Origin of the sequence: Microbacterium sp. NPDC057944, from assembly GCF_042887445.1 — a bacterium.
Classification (GTDB): domain Bacteria; phylum Actinomycetota; class Actinomycetes; order Actinomycetales; family Microbacteriaceae; genus Microbacterium; species Microbacterium natoriense.
This window is the reverse complement of the sequence record NZ_JBHVPJ010000002.1, coordinates 1,262,196-1,283,404: the sequence shown is the minus strand read 5'-3', so window position 1 is coordinate 1,283,404 and position 21,209 is coordinate 1,262,196. Positions and strand designations below refer to the sequence as shown.

21 protein-coding genes are annotated in these 21,209 nt (G+C 71.3%); 6 read left to right on the top strand and 15 right to left on the bottom strand.

Going from position 1 to position 21,209, the window contains the following annotated elements:
- Window positions 1-156: 156 nt before the first annotated feature.
- Window positions 157-807 (bottom strand): HAD-IA family hydrolase, encoded by a 651-nt coding sequence (locus ACFVRO_RS15555; protein ID WP_386953884.1) that lies wholly within the window; start codon window positions 805-807, stop codon window positions 157-159.
- 83 nt (window positions 808-890) lie between these two features.
- Between ACFVRO_RS15555 and ACFVRO_RS15550 the strand changes: the two genes are divergently transcribed.
- Complete coding sequence (locus ACFVRO_RS15550; RefSeq protein WP_386953882.1) at window positions 891-1,118, top strand: hypothetical protein; 228 nt, start codon at window positions 891-893, stop codon at window positions 1,116-1,118.
- A gap of 7 nt (window positions 1,119-1,125) precedes the next feature.
- Here ACFVRO_RS15550 and ACFVRO_RS15545 read toward each other — a convergent pair whose 3' ends face one another.
- The 7 genes from ACFVRO_RS15545 to ACFVRO_RS15515 form a co-directional block, all read right to left on the bottom strand.
- Window positions 1,126-1,818: an ABC transporter ATP-binding protein gene (locus ACFVRO_RS15545; protein WP_386953879.1), complete on the bottom strand. Its 693-nt coding sequence runs from the start codon at window positions 1,816-1,818 to the stop codon at window positions 1,126-1,128.
- On the bottom strand, window positions 1,815-3,605 hold the full coding sequence (locus ACFVRO_RS15540) for an ATP-binding cassette domain-containing protein (protein ID WP_386953876.1): 1,791 nt from the start codon (window positions 3,603-3,605) through the stop codon (window positions 1,815-1,817). Before ACFVRO_RS15540 ends, ACFVRO_RS15545 begins: the two co-directional genes overlap by 4 nt.
- Window positions 3,592-4,452 (bottom strand): branched-chain amino acid ABC transporter permease, encoded by an 861-nt coding sequence (locus ACFVRO_RS15535; protein WP_386953873.1) that lies wholly within the window; start codon window positions 4,450-4,452, stop codon window positions 3,592-3,594. The genes ACFVRO_RS15540 and ACFVRO_RS15535 overlap by 14 nt, the downstream gene beginning before the upstream one ends.
- Before the next feature lie 70 nt (window positions 4,453-4,522).
- Window positions 4,523-5,692: an ABC transporter substrate-binding protein gene (locus tag ACFVRO_RS15530; RefSeq protein WP_386953870.1), complete on the bottom strand. Its 1,170-nt coding sequence runs from the start codon at window positions 5,690-5,692 to the stop codon at window positions 4,523-4,525.
- A gap of 44 nt (window positions 5,693-5,736) precedes the next feature.
- Window positions 5,737-6,126, bottom strand: a complete 390-nt coding sequence (locus tag ACFVRO_RS15525; protein WP_344011710.1) for a nuclear transport factor 2 family protein — start codon at window positions 6,124-6,126, stop codon at window positions 5,737-5,739.
- 15 nt (window positions 6,127-6,141) lie between these two features.
- Complete coding sequence (locus tag ACFVRO_RS15520) at window positions 6,142-6,930, bottom strand: MoaF C-terminal domain-containing protein (protein ID WP_386953868.1); 789 nt, start codon at window positions 6,928-6,930, stop codon at window positions 6,142-6,144.
- A 284-nt stretch (window positions 6,931-7,214) separates the two neighbouring features.
- Complete coding sequence (locus tag ACFVRO_RS15515; protein WP_105676999.1) at window positions 7,215-8,171, bottom strand: helix-turn-helix domain-containing protein; 957 nt, start codon at window positions 8,169-8,171, stop codon at window positions 7,215-7,217.
- A 114-nt stretch (window positions 8,172-8,285) separates the two neighbouring features.
- On the opposite strand from ACFVRO_RS15515, the gene ACFVRO_RS15510 reads away from it, so the two are divergent.
- On the top strand, window positions 8,286-9,404 hold the full coding sequence (locus tag ACFVRO_RS15510) for a DUF998 domain-containing protein (RefSeq protein ID WP_223586832.1): 1,119 nt from the start codon (window positions 8,286-8,288) through the stop codon (window positions 9,402-9,404).
- Between the two features lie 37 nt (window positions 9,405-9,441).
- On the opposite strand, the gene ACFVRO_RS15505 is transcribed toward ACFVRO_RS15510, so the two are convergent.
- Complete coding sequence (locus ACFVRO_RS15505; protein ID WP_386953866.1) at window positions 9,442-10,842, bottom strand: MFS transporter; 1,401 nt, start codon at window positions 10,840-10,842, stop codon at window positions 9,442-9,444.
- A gap of 113 nt (window positions 10,843-10,955) precedes the next feature.
- On the bottom strand, window positions 10,956-11,816 hold the full coding sequence (locus ACFVRO_RS15500) for a MurR/RpiR family transcriptional regulator (RefSeq protein ID WP_386953863.1): 861 nt from the start codon (window positions 11,814-11,816) through the stop codon (window positions 10,956-10,958).
- A gap of 79 nt (window positions 11,817-11,895) precedes the next feature.
- On the opposite strand from ACFVRO_RS15500, the gene ACFVRO_RS15495 reads away from it, so the two are divergent.
- Both ACFVRO_RS15495 and murQ read left to right on the top strand, forming a co-directional pair.
- On the top strand, window positions 11,896-12,795 hold the full coding sequence (locus ACFVRO_RS15495) for an N-acetylglucosamine kinase (protein ID WP_386953860.1): 900 nt from the start codon (window positions 11,896-11,898) through the stop codon (window positions 12,793-12,795).
- A complete protein-coding gene (murQ, locus tag ACFVRO_RS15490) occupies window positions 12,785-13,717 on the top strand; it encodes an N-acetylmuramic acid 6-phosphate etherase (RefSeq protein ID WP_386953857.1) in 933 nt (310 codons plus the stop codon). Before ACFVRO_RS15495 ends, murQ begins: the two co-directional genes overlap by 11 nt.
- A gap of 28 nt (window positions 13,718-13,745) precedes the next feature.
- Here the strand turns inward: murQ and ACFVRO_RS15485 are convergent, their stop codons facing one another.
- Together ACFVRO_RS15485 and ACFVRO_RS15480 are read right to left on the bottom strand one after the other, a co-directional pair.
- Complete coding sequence (locus ACFVRO_RS15485; protein WP_386953855.1) at window positions 13,746-15,722, bottom strand: primary-amine oxidase; 1,977 nt, start codon at window positions 15,720-15,722, stop codon at window positions 13,746-13,748.
- Between the two features lie 325 nt (window positions 15,723-16,047).
- Complete coding sequence (locus ACFVRO_RS15480; RefSeq protein ID WP_223586827.1) at window positions 16,048-16,632, bottom strand: TetR/AcrR family transcriptional regulator; 585 nt, start codon at window positions 16,630-16,632, stop codon at window positions 16,048-16,050.
- A 66-nt stretch (window positions 16,633-16,698) separates the two neighbouring features.
- On the opposite strand from ACFVRO_RS15480, the gene ACFVRO_RS15475 reads away from it, so the two are divergent.
- Together ACFVRO_RS15475 and ACFVRO_RS15470 are read left to right on the top strand one after the other, a co-directional pair.
- Entirely contained in the window at window positions 16,699-17,235 is a 537-nt protein-coding gene (locus ACFVRO_RS15475; protein ID WP_386953852.1) for a hypothetical protein, read from the top strand.
- Between the two features lie 56 nt (window positions 17,236-17,291).
- On the top strand, window positions 17,292-17,957 hold the full coding sequence (locus tag ACFVRO_RS15470) for an SDR family oxidoreductase (protein WP_344011696.1): 666 nt from the start codon (window positions 17,292-17,294) through the stop codon (window positions 17,955-17,957).
- Between the two features lie 9 nt (window positions 17,958-17,966).
- Here ACFVRO_RS15470 and ACFVRO_RS15465 read toward each other — a convergent pair whose 3' ends face one another.
- Genes ACFVRO_RS15465 through ACFVRO_RS15455 form a run of 3 tightly spaced genes read right to left on the bottom strand, consistent with a single transcriptional unit; the run spans window position 17,967 to window position 21,135 of the window.
- Window positions 17,967-19,166 (bottom strand): multidrug effflux MFS transporter, encoded by a 1,200-nt coding sequence (locus ACFVRO_RS15465; RefSeq protein ID WP_386953850.1) that lies wholly within the window; start codon window positions 19,164-19,166, stop codon window positions 17,967-17,969.
- Window positions 19,163-20,140 (bottom strand): alpha/beta hydrolase, encoded by a 978-nt coding sequence (locus tag ACFVRO_RS15460; RefSeq protein WP_386953848.1) that lies wholly within the window; start codon window positions 20,138-20,140, stop codon window positions 19,163-19,165. Before ACFVRO_RS15460 ends, ACFVRO_RS15465 begins: the two co-directional genes overlap by 4 nt.
- A complete protein-coding gene (locus tag ACFVRO_RS15455; protein WP_386953846.1) occupies window positions 20,137-21,135 on the bottom strand; it encodes an alpha/beta hydrolase in 999 nt (332 codons plus the stop codon). Before ACFVRO_RS15455 ends, ACFVRO_RS15460 begins: the two co-directional genes overlap by 4 nt.
- Between the last annotated feature and the right edge of the window lie 74 nt (window positions 21,136-21,209).

The window sequence follows — 21,209 nt, the reverse complement described above, 5'->3', positions numbered from 1 at the left end:
CGCCCGGCGCCTGCGCCCGAGCAGGGATCAGCCGACGCGGCGCCCAGCCGCTGTAGCGCCCAGCCGCCGTAGCGCCCAGTCGACGCAGCGCCCAGTCGACGCAGGCCTCGGCCGACGCAGCGCCCAGTCGACGCAGACCTCGCGCGTCGCCTGACCTCAGCCGACGTGCAGTTCGAACCCGCCGTCGACGGCGACCACGGCCACCTGGGTGAGGTCGGCGACGTGATACTCGGGGGAGTGGGAGGTCGCGTGGGCGCCGACGCCGATCACGCGCATGCCCGCGGCGTGGGCGGCCTGGATGCCTGCCCCCGAGTCCTCGAAGACGACGCAGTCGGCCGGATCGATGCCAAGGAGCTCAGCGCCGAGCAGGAAGCCCTCGGGGTCGGGCTTCGACTTCGACACGTTCTCCGCCGTGACGGTGAGCGCGGGCACGGTGAGTCCCGCCTCGCCCATGCGGGCGTTCATCAGTCGCACGTCGGCCGACGTCACGATCGCGTGCGGGAACGGGAGGAGGTCGGCGAGGAGGACGTCGGCTCCCTCGATCGCCACGACGCCGTCGACGTCGCTCGCTTCGTTGGCGAGCATCTCCCGGTTCTCCTGGAGGTTGATCTCGTGGTCGCGCTCGGGGAGCATGATCGCCATGCTCTGGTGCCCCTGACGGCCGTGCACGACGCTGAGCACCGTGGCGGGGTCGATGCCGTGGGGCGCAGCCCAGGCGAGCCAGAGCCGCTCGACCACCGCGGTCGAGTCGACGAGGGTCCCGTCCATGTCGAGGAGGGCGGCGCGGACGTGGACGATCTCGGTCATGCTCCCAGGCTAGTGCCGCCGCGTCCGTCCTTCCTGGGCGCGGACGGGTCGGGTAGCGTCGACGGGAAGACCGAGGGGGCAGGATGCGGAGAACGCGCAGGGGGATGCTGATCGCCGGGGGTGTGCTGCTCGTCGGGCTCGCGCTCGCATGGTTCGCGGTGCGCAACCACGAGGCGATCCACGCGCTCGTCGGCATGGACACGGTGCTGGGGTGGATCACGCACGGCACCGCTCTGCTGATCCTGGCCGGCGGAGTCGCCCTCCTCGCCGGAGGCGTCTTCGGGAGCGCCCCTCAGGACGCCCCCGAATGACGGCCGGTCAGCCGCCGAGGTAGGCGCGATGCAGCAGTTCGGGGTCGCCCTTGAGCTGCTCAGACGTCCCCTGGAACGAGACCTGACCGCCCGCGACGACCACGGCCTCACGAGCCAGCCCGAGTGCGAGCTGCGTGAACTGCTCCACGAGCAGCACGCCGACCCCGGACTCGGCGATCGACTTCACGATCGGCATGAGCCGCATGAACACGACGGGCGCGAGCCCCAACGACATCTCGTCGATGAGCAGGATGCGCGGTTTCGCGGCGAACGCGCGCGCGAGCACGACCATCTGCTGCTCGCCGCCGGACAGCAGGGCCGTGGGGGAGTCGATGCGCTTCTCCAGTTCGGGGAACTGCTCGAGCGCGGCATCCAGCTCCGCCGGGGTCCGCGCGGTGAGCGAGATGTTCTCCCGCACGGTGAGCGAGGGGAACACGGCCCGTCCCTGCTCGATGTGCACGATCCCGCGCCGCGCCCTCGCGACCCGCGACAGCTTGTCGATCGGGTCGCCGTCGAGCGTCAGCGACCCGACGGAGTGCGGGGTCACGCCTGACACCGACTCGATCAGGCTCGTCTTGCCCGCGCCGTTCGGTCCCACGAGCGCCAGCACCTCTCCGCCGCGCACGGTGAGCGTCACGTCGGAGATCACCGGCCCGGCGCCGCGGCTGACGGTCACACCGTCCAGGACGAGTTCGCTCATGACAGCAGCTCCGTCTCTCCCATGTACGCCTTGACGACGTCGGGGTTCGCCAGCACCTCGGCCTGGGGGCCGCTCGCCAGCACCTTGCCGAAGTCGAGCACCGTGAGCATCGGGCACACCGAGCGCACGAGGTCGAGGTCGTGCTCGATGATGATCAGCGCCACGCCGTAGCGCGACGGCAGCTCCCTCAGGCGGGCGGCGAGAGCCAGGTGCTCCTCGTGCGACAGCCCGGCGGCCGGCTCGTCGAGGATCAGCAGCCGAGGACGCGAGATCACGTTCGCCGCGACCTCCACCAGCCGCCGGGTGCCGACGTCGACGCTCGACAGGCGGGCGCGGGCGGGCGGGCACCCGAAGAACTCGAGGACCTCGTCGATGTCGGATGCCGCGAGCCGCCGCCGCGCGACGAACCGCACGTAGGCGCCCACGGTGAGCGCGGGCGGCACACGGTCCTGCTGGAACGTGCGCCGCAGCCCCAGCCGGGCCCGCCGCGTGGGGGAGAGCCCGGCGAGGTCGCGGTCGCCCAGCAGCACGCGGCCGCCGTGCTTCGGCAGGAACCCGCTGATCGCATCGACGAACGTCGACTTGCCCGCGCCGTTCGGCCCGATGAGCCCCATGATCGATGCGGCGGGCACCTGGAACGACACGTCGTCGAGCGCCTTCAGGGCGCCGAACTGCACGGTGAGCCCCTCCACGGTGAGCACGGGGGCGCCGTCGAGCGCGGCCTCGTCCACGGTCGCGGTGGTGGTCGTCGTGATGGCCGCGGCGTCGGCGGGAGCATCCGGGGGCAGCGCTGTCAGCGCCGCGCTCGCGGTCCTGCGGTCGGCGCGGCGCCAGAACACGTCGCGCACGGTCTGACCGAGGTTCGTCCCTCCGGTCAGCGCCTGCACGCCGAGCACGCCGAAGACGACGAAGCCCCAGTTCTGGTCGATGCCCCAGCGCTTGAGCAGCTCGGGCACGAGCACCCAGAGGATGCCGCCGAGGATGGCCATGTCGATGAGGTGAGCGCCCGACATGATCGCCAGGACGTACAGGGCCAGCGACTGCAGGGGCGTGAAGCTCGATGCGAACGGCAGCTGCACCTGTCCGGCGAGCAGACCACCCGCGATGCCGCCGAGGGCGGCGGAGACGGCGAAGGCGGTGAGCTTGGCGACCTGCACGCTCTGCCCGGCCGCGGCGGTTCCGCGCTCGGAGAAGGCGACGGCCTTCCACGACGAGCCCCAGCGTCCGCGCTGCAGGAAGAACACCCCGAGCGCGCAGACCGCGAGAACCACGATCGACAGGAAGAAGAACTGCCGGTCGTTGGAGAACAGCGCCGGTCGCTCGATCGACGTGCCGTCCACCGAGCCGGGGAACTGGATCTGCACGAGCGTGACGTCGGCGGCTGCCGCGAAACCGAGGGTGACGACGGCGAGGTTGACGCCGCGCAGGCGCAGAGCGGGAAGTCCCACGAGGACGCCGACGAGCCCTGCGGCGACGCCGCCGAGCGCGAGCCAGACGATGAAGCCTCCGGGGGCCTGCATCACGTTCAGCAGCGAGACGATCCACGCGCCCACAGCGGCGAAGGTCAGCTGGCACAGGGCGATCATCCCGGCGGAGCCGGTGACGATGCCGAGGCCGAGGATCGCGATGGCGGCGACGACGGCGCTGATCGCGAGGAACACGAAGTAGCCGGGAAGGGCGGCGCTGAGGATCGCGCCCACTCCCACGGCGACGGCGGCGATCGCGAACGGCCAGACGGCCTTGACCACGCGGTTGTCGGACAGGGGCGAGCGGTCAGCGAGCGGCATCCCACACCTCCTTGCGCTGGGTCCACAGGAGCAGGACCACGATGAACAGGAACGGGAGGAAGTTGCGCACCAGCGCGACCTCGTCGATCTGCGCGACGAGACCGCCGAGCACGCCGAGCACGATGCCGCCGACGACGGCCAGGTCGAGCCGCCGGAAGCCGCCGAGGAGCGCCGCGGCGGCCGCGGGGACGATGAGCATCGACAGGCCGGTGGCGTCGCTGGACTGGGTCGGAGCGACGATGATGATCGCGATCGCGCTGATCACCCCGGTCACGAACCACACCGAGATCGACAGCGGACGCGAGCGGATGCCGAGCAGCTCGGCCGTGGTCGGCCGCTCAGACAGCGCCCGCAGCTGCGTGCCGACCCTGGTGCGGCGGAGGATGATCCGCACGACCACGGCGGTGACGATGGCCATCAGCACGGTGGCGACGGTGACCTGGCTGACGACGACGCCCCCGAAGGAGAAGGCGGGGCCCGCGATGATCGGAGTGAAGGGCTGCGGCTTGTTGCCGAACAGGATGAACGACAGCGAGATCAGCATGAGCAGCGGGCCGACGGTCATCGCCGAGCGGGTCGTCGTCGAGGCCTCGGAGAGCCAGGTCGCGGCGATCCAGCCGATCGCCGCGGCGAGGAGCCCCGCGACGAGGATGCCGAGCACGGAGCCGAGCCAGATCGGCAGCCCGAGGCTGCTCACGAACCACACGGCCGTGAACGCGCCGAACATCCCGGTCGCGGCCTGGGCGAAGTTGACGACCCGCACGAGGCGGCTCATCAGCGTCAGGCACACGCCGAGGACGGCGTAGAGTCCGCCGGCGGCGAGACCGGCGATGGCGCCTTGCAGCATGAGGCGTCCTTTCTGATCTGAGGGGGAGGGGCGCCCGCCGCCGCGAGTGCTGCGGCGGCGGGCGGTACGACTACTCGCCGATGCGCAGCCAGTCGTCGGCGACCTTCTCCCAGGCGTTGGTGCCGGACTTCAGGATGATCGGCCAGCCGGCGGTGTTCTGCGTGCCGAACGCGTAGGGCGTGCCCACCATCGGGTTGTCGATCGCCTTCATGTCCTGCAGCGCCTTGCTGACGCTCTCCCGCGTGATGTCGCCCTTGATCGACTTCAGCACCTCGATGAAGTACGTCGCCGCGAGGTAGCCGCCCTGGCTGAACGACGTGAGCGGGATGTCGTTCTTCTCCATCAGCGCTCGCCAGTCCTTGTTGATGTCGTTGTCGTCCGTGAACGGGTAGAACTCGGCGGGCACGTAGATGCCGGCGCCGGCGTTGTCGACCGCCTTCGCGAAGTTCTCGCTGTAGACGCTCGTCAGGTAGAGCCAGGTCACGTCATCCCAGCCCTGCGCGTTCGCGGCCTTGACCTGGCCGATCGCGTCGGGCTCGACCGGGTTGATCGCGAGGGCCTTGCAGCCCTGCTCGCGCGCCTTCACGATGTAGGGCGTGTAATCGGATGCTCCGTACGGCACGGTGTCGTCGACGTACTTCGGCTTCTTGCCGGTGATCTCGGTCCACTTGTCGATCGCGGCCTGGTAGGTCGGGCGCGTGGAGCCGGCGATCTCGAGCAGGACGCAGATGTCGTCGAGCCCCAGGACCTCGGAGCCGTACTGCAGCGTCAGGGTCATGTCGTTGAACGGGCCGACGTTGGCGGGGGAGATGTTCTTGCTGTCGAAGCATCCCGTGTCGACGCCGATGCCGGGGATGGAGAGGATGCTCTCCTGCTCGTAGTACTTGGCGTTGATCTCGCACTCGATGAGGCTCGCCGAGCCGACCAGCGCGACGGCGCCGTCGCTGCCGACGAGCTCGCGGGCCGAGGCGGTGGCCGTGGCGGGGTCGCCCTTGTCGTCGAGCGCCTTGTAGTCGATCTTCTGGCCGTTCAGGCCCCCGGCCTCGTTGAAGGCGTCGAAGACGGCGGCCGCCGCCTGCGAGGCCTCGGGGAAGGTCGCCGGTCCGCTGATCGTGTTGACGGAGCCGACGACGATCGAACCGCCCCCGCCTCCGCCCGATCCGCCGTCGTCGGCGCAGCCGGACAGGATGAGGGCTGCCACGGCGATAAGGGCCGCAGTGCCTGCTACTCGCTTGTTCATGTGCTTCCTTGCCTCTCGATTTCGGGTGTTGCTGTGCCGACGGGTCAGCCGCGCAGGGCGCGATTGACCAGTTCGGTGTCGGTGAACTGCTCGAAGGCGGTGACCCTGCCGTCGGTCAGCCGCCACACGTGGGCGACCCGGGCGGCGAAGAAGCGCCCGGTCAGCGTGTAGGTGCCGGAGTAGGTGCCGATGCCGACGACCACGTCGCCGCCGTCGACGACCTCGTCGATCGCGACCGTGTAGTCGTCCCACTCCTCCTGGATCCGCTGGAAGACGCCGGCGGCGACCGCGTCGGGGCCGATGTACGTGCCGGCGTAGGGGAACCCCGCCGCCTCGGTCCACTGCACGTCGTCGGCGAGGGGCGCGAGCATCCCGTCGAGATCGCCGCGGTCGCTCGCGGCGTAGTGCTCGCGGATGATGTCTGCGTTGCTCATGTGCGCGCTCCTCGATCAGACGGGCTGGGCGTCGGGATAGGCGACGGAGCCGAGGGGGTAGATGTGGCCGCCGCCGCGGGAGTGCTCGGCATCCCCGTCTCCGTTGAGGCCGAGGAAGATGCCGGTGGTCATGAGCTGGTATCCGAGATCGTGCAGCCAGACGCTGGCGACGGCGATGCGGAACTCGCGGAAGCAGAACAGGTACAGTCCATCGGCGAACTTCCAGACGGTCGAGAGGTCCATGTCTCCGTGGCCGCGCTGCACGCCCTCCAGACACTGCCAGGCGTAGCGCTGGCTGGAGACGTAGACGTGCTCGTACAGGTGGTGCGGGCTGTACCGGTAGACGTTGCGCTTGCCGATGAGGTCACGGCTCGGACCGGGAGCCTCGCCCGTCGGCTCGCCGCCGTCGACGGTCGCGGCCCAGAACTCCTGGCCGACCTGCGGCTCGCCCGGGAGAGCCTCGGCGGCGATGCGGGAGCGGACGACCGTCGCCCTGCGGGTCGAGGTCGAGTAGACGACGGTGATCGCCTCGCGCTCGCGGCTCTCCAGCGGGATGTTGACGAACACGACGTCGTCGCGCACCGCGACCGCGTCGTACGGGTCGGTCCCCGTGGCGTCGAACCCGGTCCACGTCACGGCCACGGAATCGAACACGAGCGAGAAGGCCGAGCCGTCGTCGAGGGTGAGCGCCACCGCGGTTCCCGCGAGGGACACGTTCGGCAGGCGGAAGGTGTCGATGCCTGCGGCGAACTCGTCGTAGGTGCGCCACTCGTCGAGCGCCGGGTCGGTGGAGATGTCGGTCATGGAGGTCCTGACGTCGCACACGGCGGAGCATCCTCGCTCCGGGCACCGCAGCTTCGCGGTGCGCTTGCCTCATGCTCGATCCGGGCGCCTCATCCGCTCAAGGCGCGCGCGACCATCGCGCGCCGAGAGTCAACCGGCGTGCCCTCCGGGGCAAGTGCAGGATGCTGGGCGACGGCTCTCACCCGTTCGACGAGGCGAGCAGCGGCGCGCCACGACGACGGCGACGGGCGCGCGCTGGGCGGCGAGAGGATGCCGGTCGCCGCGCAGCGGCCGTCGGCGAGCCGTCAGTGCGCGGCGCGGTACTCGCTGGGCGAGATGCCGAAGGCCGTCTTGAACGCGCGGCTGAAGTGCGCGGCGTCGACGAACCCCCAGCGCGCGGCGATCGCCGCGACCGGACGGTCGGCGAGCATGGGGTCGAGCAGATCCCTGCGGCACTGCTCGAGGCGTCGCGTGCGGATCCAGGTCGACACCGTGACGCCCTGCTCCTGGAAGAGCCCGTGCAGGTGCCTGGTCGAGATGTAGTGCGCCGATGCGATCGAGGCGGGCCCGAGGTCGGTCGAGGCGAGGTTGCGGTCGATGTAGGAGCGGATGCGCTGCACGAGCGCGCGGTGCGGATCGGCGGAGACCTCGTCGAGACCGAGCTCGCGGGTGAAGACGGTGGACACGAGGTCGAGAGCGCTGTGCGCGAGGCGGGCGCCGGTGGTCCCCGCGAGCTGATCGAGATTGCCGGCGAGCTGGGTCAGGTAGGGCACGACCATGCCGCCGAGCCCCTCCTGTCCGGAGATGCGCACGGCCGTCAGCTGTCCGATCATCTCCGGCGGCAGGCTGATCAGATGCTTCGGGAACATCACGACCATGGTGCGGAAGTCCTCGTCGAACACGAGGGAGTACGGGCGGTCGGTGTCGTACACGGCGAGGTCGCCGGGGCGCAGCACGGCCTCCCGGTCGTCCTGGATGAGCAGGCCGGTGCCGGCGAGCATCAGGCTCAGCTTGAAGTAGGAGCGATCTCCGCGGGCGATGAGCTCGGGGGTGCGCTCGACCACGTGCGACGTCGCGCGCAGGTCCGTCACGTGCACCTCGTCGACGGAGGCGGCGCGGATCATGCCGCGGAAATGGTCTGCTCCGCTGCTGGAGACCTGCAGGGGGACGAAGGACTCCGACACCGCGGCGCGGAACTCGCTGATGTTGCGCGCGACGAGAGTCGACACCGATTCGGCGGAAGCCGTGGGTGCACCGTTCATGAAAGATCACCTCGGGTGGTGGAACGACGACGTTGTATACGATCCGTTCCGTGATGTTATCACCGACTGCGCCCGCCCCGCGCGGCTTCTAGGATGTGGAGCGGAGGGCGGAGCATGAAGAGGATCGGCGAGCAGGCCATGCGGGTGCTGCGACAGCTGCGGGGGCCGGACACATCCGATTCCGTGTTCGAGGCGACGGCGCTGATCGTCGGGACGCTGTTCCTCGTGCTGGGGTTCGTCATCGCCTTCCCGGTGTTCTTCGGGCACGAGCTCGCGATCAGCGGATCCGGCTCGATCGGCGGCTTCGCCGCGTACGGCGGGGCTCTCACCGCCGTGCTCGCTTTCGTCCTCGGACGGGTCGCCGTGCGTCCGGTCGAGATCGCGGAGGATGCCGTGCGCGACGGCTTCAGCGTGCCGGGGGACCGGCTGCGCTGGTACGACCTCGCGGCGATCGCCTTCGCGCACGCGGCGATCGCGTATCTGGGCTGGCTCGGCATCGCGAAACTGCTCGAGCTCAGCTTCATCGGCGCGCCCGTGTTCGCCTTCCCCGGCGCGATCCTCGTCAGCGTCGCGTTCGCGCTCACCGCCTACGTGAGCTTCCTCAGCGCGGTGGCCCTCACCCCGATGGTGCTCTCGCTGGTGCTGGCGGTGTTCCTGGTGGTCGGGGCGTTCGCCGCGATGCTCGCCTCGAGCGACGAGAACTGGTGGCGCGACAACCTCTCCGCCCTGGGCATGAGCACCAACAGCGCGTCGATCGCGTTCAACGCGACGCTGATCATCGCCGGCGTCATGATCACCACGATCTCCCGCTACGCGACGGCCGGGCTGCCGGTCGACGACGAGAAGGATCGGCGGGGGCGCTTCCTGGTGCGCGGCGGGCTGATCCTCATGGGCGTCTTCCTCGCCTGCGTCGGGATCTTCCCCGTCGACGAGTTCTTCCTGCTGCACAATACCGTCGCGACCGGCATGGCCGTCGTCTTCGCCGTGGTCGTGGTGGGCCTGCCCTGGTTCCTGCGGACAATCCCTCGCGTCTTCGTGCTGTTCGGGTGGGCGTACGTGCTCGTGATCGCCGTGCTCGGGGCGTTCTTCGCCGTCGGCTACTACAACCTCACGGCCGTCGAGCTGATCGCCGCCGTCCTGATCTTCAGCTGGATCATCGTGTTCCTGCGGACCGCGGGGTCCGTCGTCGGCAGCACGGCGGGCGACCCGGTCCCGGTCACCGCAGAGGGGTGACCGAGGCCGGGGCCGCCCGGTTCGTCGTCGCGTTGACTCAGCCGCGGCGTGCGCGGAGGCCGAGGACGGCGGCGAGGAGCCCGACCCCGGCGATCACGGCCGCGCCGACGAACGCCGCGCTGTAGCCGGCGGCATCCCCGCCGTCGACGCTCGCGCCGGCGCTCACCGCGGTGAGCACGGCGAGCCCGACCGCGGAGCCGATCTGGTAGCTCGTGTTGACGAGGCCGGACGCGACCCCCGCCTCCTCCGGCGGCGCGCTCGCGATCGCCGTGCTCAACGACGGAACGAAAGCGAGCGCCATGCCGGATGCGGCGACCAGGGACGCGGGCAGCACATGGGCCGCGTACACGCCGTCGGCGGGAGCGAGCGCCAGCCAGCCGACGCCGACGCCCAGCAGGACGAAGCCGGATGCCACCATGGTCCGCGTGCTCAGCCGCGCCGACAGGCGAGGGGCGACCAGAGTCATGCCGATCACGATCAGCACCGTCATCGGCACGAGCGCCGCGCCCGCGGCGAACGCCGATGCGCCGAGCACGTTCTGCAGGTACAGGTTCAGGAAGAACCACATCGGGATCCAGGAGGCGCCCAGCAGGAGCTGGGCGATGTTGGCGCCGGCCAGCTGGGGCAGGCGGAGCATCCCGAGGCGCAGCAGCGGCTCGGCGGCGCGGGCCTGCCGTGCGACGAACAGCCCGAGGAGCAGGATGCCGGCGCCCAGCGATCCGGTGGCCTCGATGCTCAGCCACCCGATCTCCGGCGCCCGCACGACGCCGTACACGACCAGGGCGAGGCCCGCCGTGCCCGCGATCGCGCCGAGGAGGTCGACGCGACCGGTCGCTCGCACGCCGCGAGGGAACGCGATCGGTGTGAGAGCGAGGATCGCGATCGCGATCGGCACGGTGATGTAGAAGACCCAGGGCCAGCCGAGGTACTCGGTGAGCAGTCCGCCGAGGAAGACTCCGGCCGTGCCGCCGATCGGGGCGGCCGCGCCGTAGACGGCGAATGCGCGGGGGAGCTGTGGCGTCCCGCCGAACAGCGTCATGAGCAGCGTCAGCGCGGCGGGCGCGATCAGCGCGGCCCCGGCGCCCTGCACGGCGCGGGCGGCGATCTCGACACCGGCGTCTCCGGCGAGGCCGGCGGCGAGGGAGCCCGCGAGCAGCACCGCCCACCCGATGGTGAACATGCGTCGCGCCCCGAAGAGGTCGGAGAGCCTCCCGCCGAGCAGCAGCAGTCCGCCGAAGGCGATCACATAGGCGTTGAAGACCCATGACAGGGCCTCCTGCGCGAATCCGACGTCGCGGGCGATGTCGCTGAGCGCGACGCCGATGATCGACGTGTCCATGATGACGACGAACTGGGCGGCGGCGATGAGCGCCAGTCCCAGTCCGCTGCGGGGGGCTCTCGGGAGCGTGGCGGCTCCGGCGTTCTGTGTCGTGGACACGGGGTTCCTCTCGATCGGGACGCCGACGGCCGGCATCCTCTGAAAGGACTCAATGGAATACCCCCCTGGGGTATTCCCGACGGCATGCGAAAGCGTCGTCCGAGGGGGCGGAGTCACTCGGCGCGCAGCTCGCGGGTGGCGTCGGCCGTGCGCTGCAGGGCGTGCACGGAGTGCGCGTGTCGCCGCTGCGCGACGCCGACGAACACCGCGTCGACGAGGGCGAGCTGCGCGATGCGGCTGACCATGGCGCCGGCGCGGAAGCGCGACTCCCTGGCGTGCGTGAAGAGGGTGTGATCCGCCCCGTGGGCGAGAGGGGAGTCGGGGGCGCCGGTGATGCCGATCGTGGCGGTGCCGTTGTCGCGGGCGGTCTGCAGGAAGCGCACGGTCTCCAGCGTGGTGCCCGAGTTCGAGAAGCCGATCGCGACCGACTTCGTGGCGCTGAGCGCGGCGGCGGCGCTCGCCTCGTGCGAGTCCGAGAGCACGATCGCCGATCGGCCGATGCGCAGCAGCTTGTGGCCCAGATCGTCGGCGGCGAGGCGGCTGGCGCCGATGCCGAAGAGGAGGATCCTGTCGGCATCGTCGATCGCGTCGACCGCGGACGCGAGCACGTCGTAGTCCAGGTTGCCGACGGTCTCCTCGATCGCCAGCAGCTCGAGGGCGGCGATCTTCGCGGTCGCCTCGCGCAGAGTGTCGCCGGCGGAGATCTCCGAGCCGAAGCCCGTGGGCATGCTGAACTGGGCGGACTCCCTGCCGAGCTCCGTCGCGAGCGACACGCGGAGCGCCGCGTAGCCGCTGACGCCGATGGCGCGGCAGAAGCGCACGACCGATGCGACGGAGGTGCCGCACGCGGCGGCGAGCTCGTTGATCGTGAGGTCTACGACGATCGACGGGTTGTCCGTCACGGCGCGGGCGATGCGCGCGAGGGAGGGTGGCAGCGTCTCGGTGGCCGTGGCTATCGTGGTCTGGATGCTCATGCCGCCCTCTCGGTCGTGGCGGACCTCTCCGCGTTGAACAATTGTTTCACGCCCTCGCGACTATGCGTAGACTATTTTCATGACTTCGCCCGCCCCCGCGTTCGCCGTCGACCTCGGCAAGACCCGGTGCCGGGTCGTGCGCGTCGTCGATCGGGAGCGAGTGCGTCACGACGGTGTCGGCGCCCCGGGCCTGGCCGCGCCGCACGGAGCGGACGCTGCCTTCGATGCGATCGTATCGCTGCTCGCGCGATTCGAGGGCCCGATCGGACCCCTAGGAGTGGGGGCTGCGGGTGCCTGGGCGGCTCCGCAGGCGGCATCCGCCCTGGCTCGACGACTGGCGCGGCAGACGGGGGCGCCGGTCGTCGTCGCCTCCGACGTCGTGACCGCGCATGCGGGCGCTCTGGACGGAGCCGAGGGCACCCTGCTCATCGCGGGGACGGGCGCCGCCGCACTCGGAGCGGATGCCGACGGCGTGCGCCTCGTCGACGGCTGGGGTCCTGAGCTCGGCGACTTCGGCAGCGGCTCCTGGTTGGGACGGGAGGCTCTGCGCGCGGTGGTGCGCGCGTCCTCGGGCCTTGGTCCTGCGACCGTGCTGACCGCCGCCGTCGAGACCGTGGTGGGCCCCGCGTCGGCGGTCCCGTCGTGGATCGGCCGCGATGAGCCCCTGGCCAGACGGCTCGCACAGCTGGCGCCGCTCGTTCTGGACTCCGCCGAGCGCGGCGACGACGTCGCCCTCGCGATCGCCGACGAGGCGGTCAGACTGCTCACCGCCACGACCGTGGCCGCCTCCCGCACGGCGAACGTGGCCCTGCACGGCGGCCTCACCGACCACGGATGGTTCCGCGCCCGGCTCGCCTCGTCCCTCGACTCCGCCGACCGCACCGTCGTCCCCTCCGCGGGCGACGCCATCGACGGAGCGCTGATGCTCGCGCTCCGCACCGACCTCCCCCACGAAAGGTTCGCGCACCGTGCCGAATGACGACCGTCTGACCGAGCTCCTCGACGAGCTCTCGCGCCTCGACACCGAGGCCTCGACGACCGAGCGTGGCGACCTCGACCTGCTCGGCTCCGTCGAGCTCGTGCGCGCGATGAGCGCGGAGGACCGCAGAGTCCCCGAGGCTGTCGCCGATCGCGCCGAGGAGATCGCCGCAGCCGTCGACGGCATCACCGCGCGATTCCGCCGCGGCGGGCGTCTGATCTACATCGGCGCGGGAACGGCCGGGCGCGTCGGCGTGCTCGACGCGAGCGAGTGCCCGCCGACGTTCGGCACCGACCCGTCGATGGTCGTCGGACTGATCGCGGGAGGCGAGACGGCGATCCGCTCCGCCGTCGAGAACGCCGAGGACGATCAGGATGCCGCCGAGCTGTCGCTGCGCGACCTGGCCCTGACCGCAGACGACACGGTCGTCGGGATCTCGGCATCCGGTCGCACCCCGTACGTGGTCGGAGGACTGCGCTTCGCCCGCGGCATCGGCGCGCTGACGGTCGCGATCGCCTCGAACGCGCACTCCGCGATCGGTGCGGAGGCCGACATCGCGATCGAGGTCGTGACCGGCCCCGAGTTCATCTCCGGCTCGACGCGTCTGAAGTCGGGGACCGCGCAGAAGCTCGTCGTGAACATGCTCACGACCCTGTCGATGATCAAGCTCGGCAAGACCTATCGCGGGGTCATGGTCGACCTCCTCGCCACGAACGAGAAGCTCCGCGCGCGCTCCATCCGCACCGTGATGCAGCTCGCCGGCGTCGAGGCCGAGGAGGCCGCCGTCGCGCTGTCCGCCGCATCGGGCTCGGTCAAGCTCGCACTCCTCATGCTGGCGACGGGCGCTCAGGCGGATGCCGCGGCATCCGCCCTGGAGAGCGCCGACGGCATCCTGCGTGAGGCGATCATCGCACTGAGCTGACGGGCGCCTCGTCTCGAGGCGCGATCCCTCAGTGGCCGCAGGTGCAGGCGGCGCCTCCGCCGCAGCATCCTTCGTCCGCCGTTCCGTGCGCCTGGGACGACTCCGGCACGTCCATCGCGGGGTTCTGGTCGAGGAAGCCGTAGGGCTTGAACCAGAAGCCGGCGTAGTCGACGGGCATGATGGGCCAGTCCTCCGGGCGCGGGAAGTGCGTGAGGCCGAAGGTGTGCCACAGCACGATGTCCTCGCCGTCGATCGACCGGTCGTCTGCGGTGTACTCGGGGAGGCCCGCACCGCCCTGGTGGGCGTTCGGGTAGCGTCCGGCCGGCCAGATCTGGCCGGGTTCGTGCTTCGTCGCCCACAGATGCTTGGTCGCGAAGGCCGCGCGGGCCGCCACGGAGGATGCGGGATCGGCCATCAGCAGCGCGGTCGGCTCGGGGATCAGGTGGTACGCGGTGGGGCGGCCCACGGCGTTCGTGCGCGAGGCGCTCTGGATCTCCCACACCCGGGCGACCGAGGTGTCGGCCTCACGCTGCGCCTGCTTCTCGGTGACGAGCGGGGTCTCCGACCAGCTGAAGGCGTTGCCGAACGGGTTCTCCGGTCCCATGGGCACGCGCTGCGCGTCGACCTCCACGAGGCGGTTGTCCTCGCCGTCGATCGCCACGTCGAGACGCGCGCTGAACAGGTGCTGGTGCACAGGGGCGAAGACGCCGGGGGCGAGCTCGGTCGCGTGCCTCTGCCGCACGCCCGGTTCTCCCGCGCCGACGAAGACGATGCCCGTGGCCTTGGCCGTGACCTCGATCGAGCCGTCAAGGTAGAAGTGCCAGTAGAAGCCGTAGTCGTAGTTGCCGATCGTGGAGAAGTACGACACCACGAAGCGGCGCGAGCGGCGCACGTCGGCGCGACCGGCCAGATCGGTGTGCTTCCAGAGGATGCCGTAGTCCTCCTCGTGCATGCAGACGACGTTGGGGATGCGCACGGGGTGCCCGTGGTCGTCGGCGACGTACCCGTCGAGGTAGCGGATGACGCCGAGGCAGTCGCATCCGAGCTCAAGGTGGTTGGCGTTCTTGCCGAGGAGGTACTCGCCGGCGTCGAAGTAGCTGATCCAGAAGCGGCCGGGCGCGGTGTCGCCGTAGGGGACGACCATCTCGGGCACGCTCGCACGGCTGAGCACGGAGCGACCGTCGAAGCTCACGTCGTGCAGCACGAGACCCTCGCGGGCGTTGAAGCTCACGCGCATGGCCCAGTTCTCCCACTCGACCAGGGAGCCCGACACGGAGAAGCTCGGGCCCTCGGGCTGCGTGATCTCGATGGGCTTGAGGGTCGTGCGGGCCTCGCCCTGCACCTCGGGGTAGTAGTTGCCGTGGCCAGCGGGCACCGGCACATCGCCCACGTCCTCGACGCGGAGCACGCTGTTCGCCGTCAGGTCGATGTGCACGATCAGCCCCTCGACAGGGTGCGCCCACGGCGAGTCGTCCTCGTCGTACTTCAGGAAGGTGAGGGAGCGGATGACACGGCGACCCACCTCGTCGGCGCGCCCCGTGTATCCGGGGGCGAGCGGACCGCAGAACGCGAGCGCCATGTGGTCTTCGAGGCCGCGCCGCCGCATCGCGGCCTGCCACTCGGGGGAGGCCTTGGCGATCGCCTCCGCGCGTTCGTACTCCTCGAACAGGTACTGCGGCTGGCCGTAGGGCGGCGCATCGTTCGGCACGCGCTCGGCGCTCACGACCTCGCCGCGCGTGATCGAGACGACGACCTCGGTCGCGACGCCCGTGGCGGTGTCGAGCAGGGTGGCATCGACGCGACGGTCGATGGGGGCGCCCGGCGTCCACGCGGCGAGCTCGGCCTTGGTCGGCTCGTCGGGGAGGAGCATCGGCACGCGGACGGTGTCGCCCATGAGGCCTGCGGACTCGAGCACCGCCCTGGCGGCGGCGATCTCGGCGCCCGTGAGCGGGTCGAGGGGATGCGGCGCGGCGATCTTGTCGATGGTGACGGGCTGGTGGGACATCGGCGTACCTCACTATTTCGAGCGATTGCTCAATAAACGGGTTTCGACGATGGTACGACGGCTCAGGGCGCGCGCACAAGCCTTTCGAGCGCGTGAGGGTCGCGTATCGCCGCATCGCGGGCGGGGGATCCGACGACGTGTGGCCCCTCACCTGCCGGGCCGGGTGTGAATGCGGGTCTGAATGCGGGCGCGGCGCGGGTGGGGGTGCGCGGCGCGGATGTGGGGTGTGTTGCGCGGGCGGGGCGTGCGGCGCAGGTGAGGGTGCGGGGTGGGGATGTGCTCCGGGTGGGGGTGTGCGGCGCCGGCGCAGATGCCGTGTGGAGTGTCAGGCGCGCCAGGGGGAGAGGATGCCGTCGAGCACGGCGGCGTGGGCCGCGGCATCCTGCGGCTCGGTGACCTCGACGACCTGCTGGCCGTAGGTGATCGAGCGCAGCAGCGCCATGACGGCATCCGTCGGCGTCTCCGTGCGGAGCTCGCCCGCCGCCACCGCTTCGTCGAGGGCGTCGCGGATGCTGCTCTGCCAGGTCGCGAGGGTGGGTGCGGCGGCATCCGGAGTCGGCGCGAGCGTCGCGAGGCGTCCCCAGAATCCGACGACGACGCGCGCCTCGCTGCGGGTGCGCTCGTCGAGGGGGAGCACCTCGCCCATGAGCGCCTCCAGTCGTGCGAGCCCGTGCAGACCTGCCGTGGCCGCGGCGATGCGCTCGTCGGTGCGGCGGGTGACCTCCGCGGCGGCGGCGCGGATGACATCGTCGAATCCGTCGAAGTAGTGCCACAGCGAGCCGGTGGCGACGCCGAGCTCCTTCGCGACGGCGCGCGACGACACGCTCTCGTGCCCGTCGCGGGCGGCCACCGCGAGCAGCGCCTCGGCGATCTGCCGGCGGCGCTCATCATGGTCGACGACGCGGGGCACCTGCCCATCCTGCCGCATCCGAAGTGGGTCTGGCTATTTTGAGCGCCCGATCAATATAATGCGGGGGTGGATCCCATTCTGCCCGCAGCACCGTGGCTGATGGCACTGGCGGCGCTGGTGTCGGCGGTCGCCTGCGTCGCGGCCTGGCGCGCGGTGCCCTGGCAGGGGCGGCAGTCCGCCCTCGTCATGGCGGCGGCGATGCTCGTCGTCGCGGCGGGCGGCGGCGACGCGGCACGGGGGCTCCTCCTCGGCGCCGTGCTGCTGCTCTCGGCCATGCTCGGGACGATCGGCGTGCGGGGGACGCCCGCCGCGGCGGCCTGCTGCCACCGCGCCCTGGTGTCTCTCGTCATGGCGGTCTGCGCATTCCAGAGCGCCTCGGCCGGCTCATCGGGCGACGCCGTCGCGACCTCGGGGCATGCAGGGCACGGCCTGAACGGGGTCCTCTCGATCATCGGGATCGTGGGCGTCGTCGGCGTCGTGCTGTGGACGGTCGTCGCCGAGTGGTTCGTCGAGCCCGTGCACGAGGGGCGCGCGGCGAGGATGCTGACGATCGAATCGTGGGCGATGGCCGCGGGCGTGGCCGTCATGTGCCTCGGCTTCTGAACCGGCGACGGCGCCCGCGCTTCCCGGTCGCGGCGCGGATTCGGTAGCGTGGCCGGATGCCCCTCGCCCTCATCACCGGCGCCGCCCGCGCGAACAGCATCGCGGCCGGCATCGTCCCCCGTCTCCGCGCCGCCGGCTGGACGGTCGTCACGAGCGACCTGACCGATGCCGACGTGCCCGCCGACCTCTCGACGCCCGAGGGGCCCGAGCAGCTGATCGCCGAGGTGAACCGTCGATACGGCGTGATCACGGCCCTCATCCTCAGCCACGCGCACGACGTCGAGTCCGGCATCCTCGACACGACGGCCGAGAGCTTCGACCTGCACGTCGCCGTGAACGCCCGTGCGAGCCTGCTGATGATCGCCGCGTTCGCCCGCCAGGCGGGGGAGGGCGGCGGAGTGATCGTCGCGCTCACGAGCGATCACGTCACCGGCAACCTGCCCTACGGGGCCTCGAAGGGGGCCCTCGATCGGCTCGTGATCTCGGCCGCACGCGAGCTGGGGCCGAAGGGCATCTCGGCGAACGTGCTCAACCCCGGTCCGATCGACACGGGCTGGATGGACGACGAGACCCGCACGGCCCTCGGCGGGATGACTCCGCTGGGCAGGCTCGGACGCCCCGCCGATGTGGCCGCGACCGTGGAGTTCCTCGTGTCGGACGAGGGCCGCTGGATCTCCGGTCAGCTGCTCAAGTCCGACGGGGCCTTCTCGGCCGAGTTCTGAGGCCGACGCTCAGTCACTCGCGGCCGGGCGCACGAACACCCAGGCGGAGATCGCGGCCACGGTCGCGGCCGCCGTCATCGTGAGCGACATGGTGAGCGCGGTCGTGCCCCCGATGCCGGCCGCAAGCGGGGCGACCACGGGCCCGAAGAGGAACATCGACACACCCAGGAGAGCCGAGGCCGTGCCCGCCCGCGCTCCGTGGTGGGCCAGCGCGAGGGTCTGCCCGTTCGGCCCGCCGATCCCCGCGCACAGCATGAAGCCGATGAGCGCTGCGGCGACGCCGATCACCCCGGCGCCGCCGATCGCGACCACCAGGAACGCCGTCGTCGCGATCAGGGTGGCCGTGATGCCCCCGAGGTACACCCGCAGCGGTCCCCAGCGCCGCACCACGAGACGGCTGGCCTGACTGCCGAGGATGTTCGCGAGCGCTCCGGCGGCGAAAGCGAGGCTGAAGGTCTGCGGGCTCAGCCCGAACTGGTCCTGCAGCACGAACGGCGACATCGACAGGTACGTGAAGAACGCGACCCCGCCCGCGGCGCCCGCGCACAGCACGGCGAGGAACAGCCGATCCCGCACCACGGCGCCCGCGTGCCCTGCCAGCACCCGCACGCCGCCGCCGTGCCGGTCACCGCGGTCGAGGGTCTCGGGGAGCGCCAGCACGACCACGAGAAGCAGAGCGACGCCGACACCTCCCAGCACCCAGAAGATGCCGCGCCAGTCCATGATCCGCGCGAGCTGGCCGCCGACGATGGGTGCGATGACCGGTGCCGTGCCCGAGACGAGGAACAGCAGCGACAGCATCCTCGACACCTCGACGCCCTCGAACTGGTCGCGGGCGACGGCGAGGCAGATCACGATGCCCGCGGATCCGGCGAGACCCTGCAGGAACCGCGCGAGCAGCAGCAGCTCGATGCTCGGCGCGACGGCGCACAGCACCGAGAGCACGGCGAACGCGGCGACGCCGACCATGAGCGGCAGGCGCCGCCCCAGGCGATCGCTCAGCGGACCGGCGATCAGCTGACCGAGCCCGAGCCCGATCATGCACGCCGACATGGTCGCCTGGCCGAGCGCCTCCGAGGTGCCGAGGGATGCCGCGAGCTGGGGCAGCTGCGGCAGATAGAGGTCCATCGACAGCGGGCCGAAGGCCTCGAGCATCCCGAGCACGAGCATGGCGCGCAGCGCCCCCATGCGCGGGCGGGGAACGCTCATGCGCCGAGGCGCAGCACGCGGCGCAGCCAGCTCTCGCGCGCGGCGACGGCGGCCTTCGAGACCTCGGCGTCGGGGGAGAAGCCGGCGAAGCCGTGATAGCCGCCGGCCCACACGTGCAGCTCGGCCTGTCCGCCCGTGGCCCAGATGCGCAGCGCGTAGTCCACCGCCTCGTCGCGGAACGTCTCCGCGGCGCCGACCTCGATGAACGCGGGAGCGAGTCCGGAGAGGTCGCGCGCTCTGGCCGGCGCGACGTACGCGGACAGGTCGTCGCCGAACCGGTCGGCGCCGGCGATCGCGTCCCACGCGGTGTCGTTGTTGTTGCGGTCCCAGGCGCCGAAGCCGTCGTACTGACGGCTGGAGACGGTCTCGTTGCGGTCGTCGAGCATCGGGCAGCCGAGCAGCTGGCCGGCCAGGCGCGGCCCGCCGCGGTCGCGCGAGAGGAGCGCCACCGCCGCCGAGAGACCACCGCCGGCGCTCATGCCGGACGCGATGATGCGCTCTGGGTCGATGCCGAGCTCGTCCGCGTGCGCCGCCATCCACTCCAGGGCGGCGTAGCAGTCCTCGGCCTGCGCCGGCCCCGGATGCTCGGGCGCCAGTCGGTACTCGACGGCGACGCCGACGACGCCGTGGCGCTCCGCGAGGTCGATGAGCTCCCCGGTGCCGAAGAACCGGGTGCCCAGCACCATTCCCCCGCCGTGGATGGAGAGCACGGCGGGGGCGGGGCCGGAGGAGGGGCGAGCGGGCCGGACGACCGTGATCTCGACGTCGGGGGCCCCGGCGGGGCCGGGGATGACACGGTCGTCCCAGGAGACGGCGCGGCCGGCGGCCTGCACGCTCATGGGCGGGATGATCGTGACGAAGTGGTCGCGGTTCGCGTGGATGGTGTCCGCGCGCAGCGGGATGATCTCGACGAGGTCGACGAACGCGTCGAGCCCGGCGACGAGCTCGGGGTCGTAGGGGACGGGGATGCTCATCGGGCGGACCCCCACGTGCGGCGGAGCCACGATGACCGGGCAGACAGGGCCGCCCTGGTGATCTCGGCATCCGGCATGTACATGTCGAAGCCGTGCGCCCCGCCGCCCCACACGTGCAGCTCTGCCTGGCCGCCGGTCGCCCAGATGCGCAGCGCGTACTCGGTGTCCTCGTCGCGGAAGGCCTCGGCCTCGCCGACCTCGATGAACGCGGGAGGGAGGCCTGCGAGATCGGCGGCGCGGGACGGAGCGGCGTAGGCGGGGGCGTCCGTGCTGAAGGCGAGCTCTTCGCCGAGCACGCACGACCACGCGAGCAGGTTCATCTCGCGCTGCCACGTGCCGATGCCGTCGTACTGCCGGCTCGCCACCGTGGTGTTCGTGTTGTCGATCATGGGGCACAGCAGCAGCTGCCCCGCCATGACGGGGCCGCCGCGGTCGCGGGCCATGAGCGCCACGGCGGCCGTGAGTCCGCCGCCGGCGCTGCCGCCGCCGACGATGATGCGCGCGGGGTCGATGCCGAGCGACGTCGCGTTCTCGTGGGTCCACACGAACGCGGCGTAGCAGTCCTCGACGCCCGCGGGGAACGGATCCTCGGGAGCCAGGCGGTACTCGACGTTGACGGCGACGACCCTGTGCTCCTCGACGATGTCGACGACGCGCGCGGTCTCCCACGAGCGATGCCCCACGATCATGCCGCCGCCGTGGATGTTCACGAATCCGGGCAGCACCTCGCCCTCGCTGCCCCGTGGGCGGAAGACGGTGATCTCGACATCGGGTGCCCCGGCGGGTCCGGGGATGATCCTGTCCTCCCAGACGATCGCCCGCCCGGCGATCACCGCGTCGGTGCCGGGGAACATGCGGTCGACGCCCTCGCGGGGGAGTGTCTCGCGCGTGAGCGGAGGCTGAGGGTTCTTCGCGAGCTCGTCGAGCACGGCCTGCACCTCGGGGTCGAAGGGCACGGGGGCGACGGTCGGGCGTCCGGCGGCGGTGGTGGTCATGCGGTTCTCCTGGGGGCGTTGGGGATGGGCGTTTCGTCTCGTCGCTAGCGCTCCTCGCTCAACGACCGAGGGCT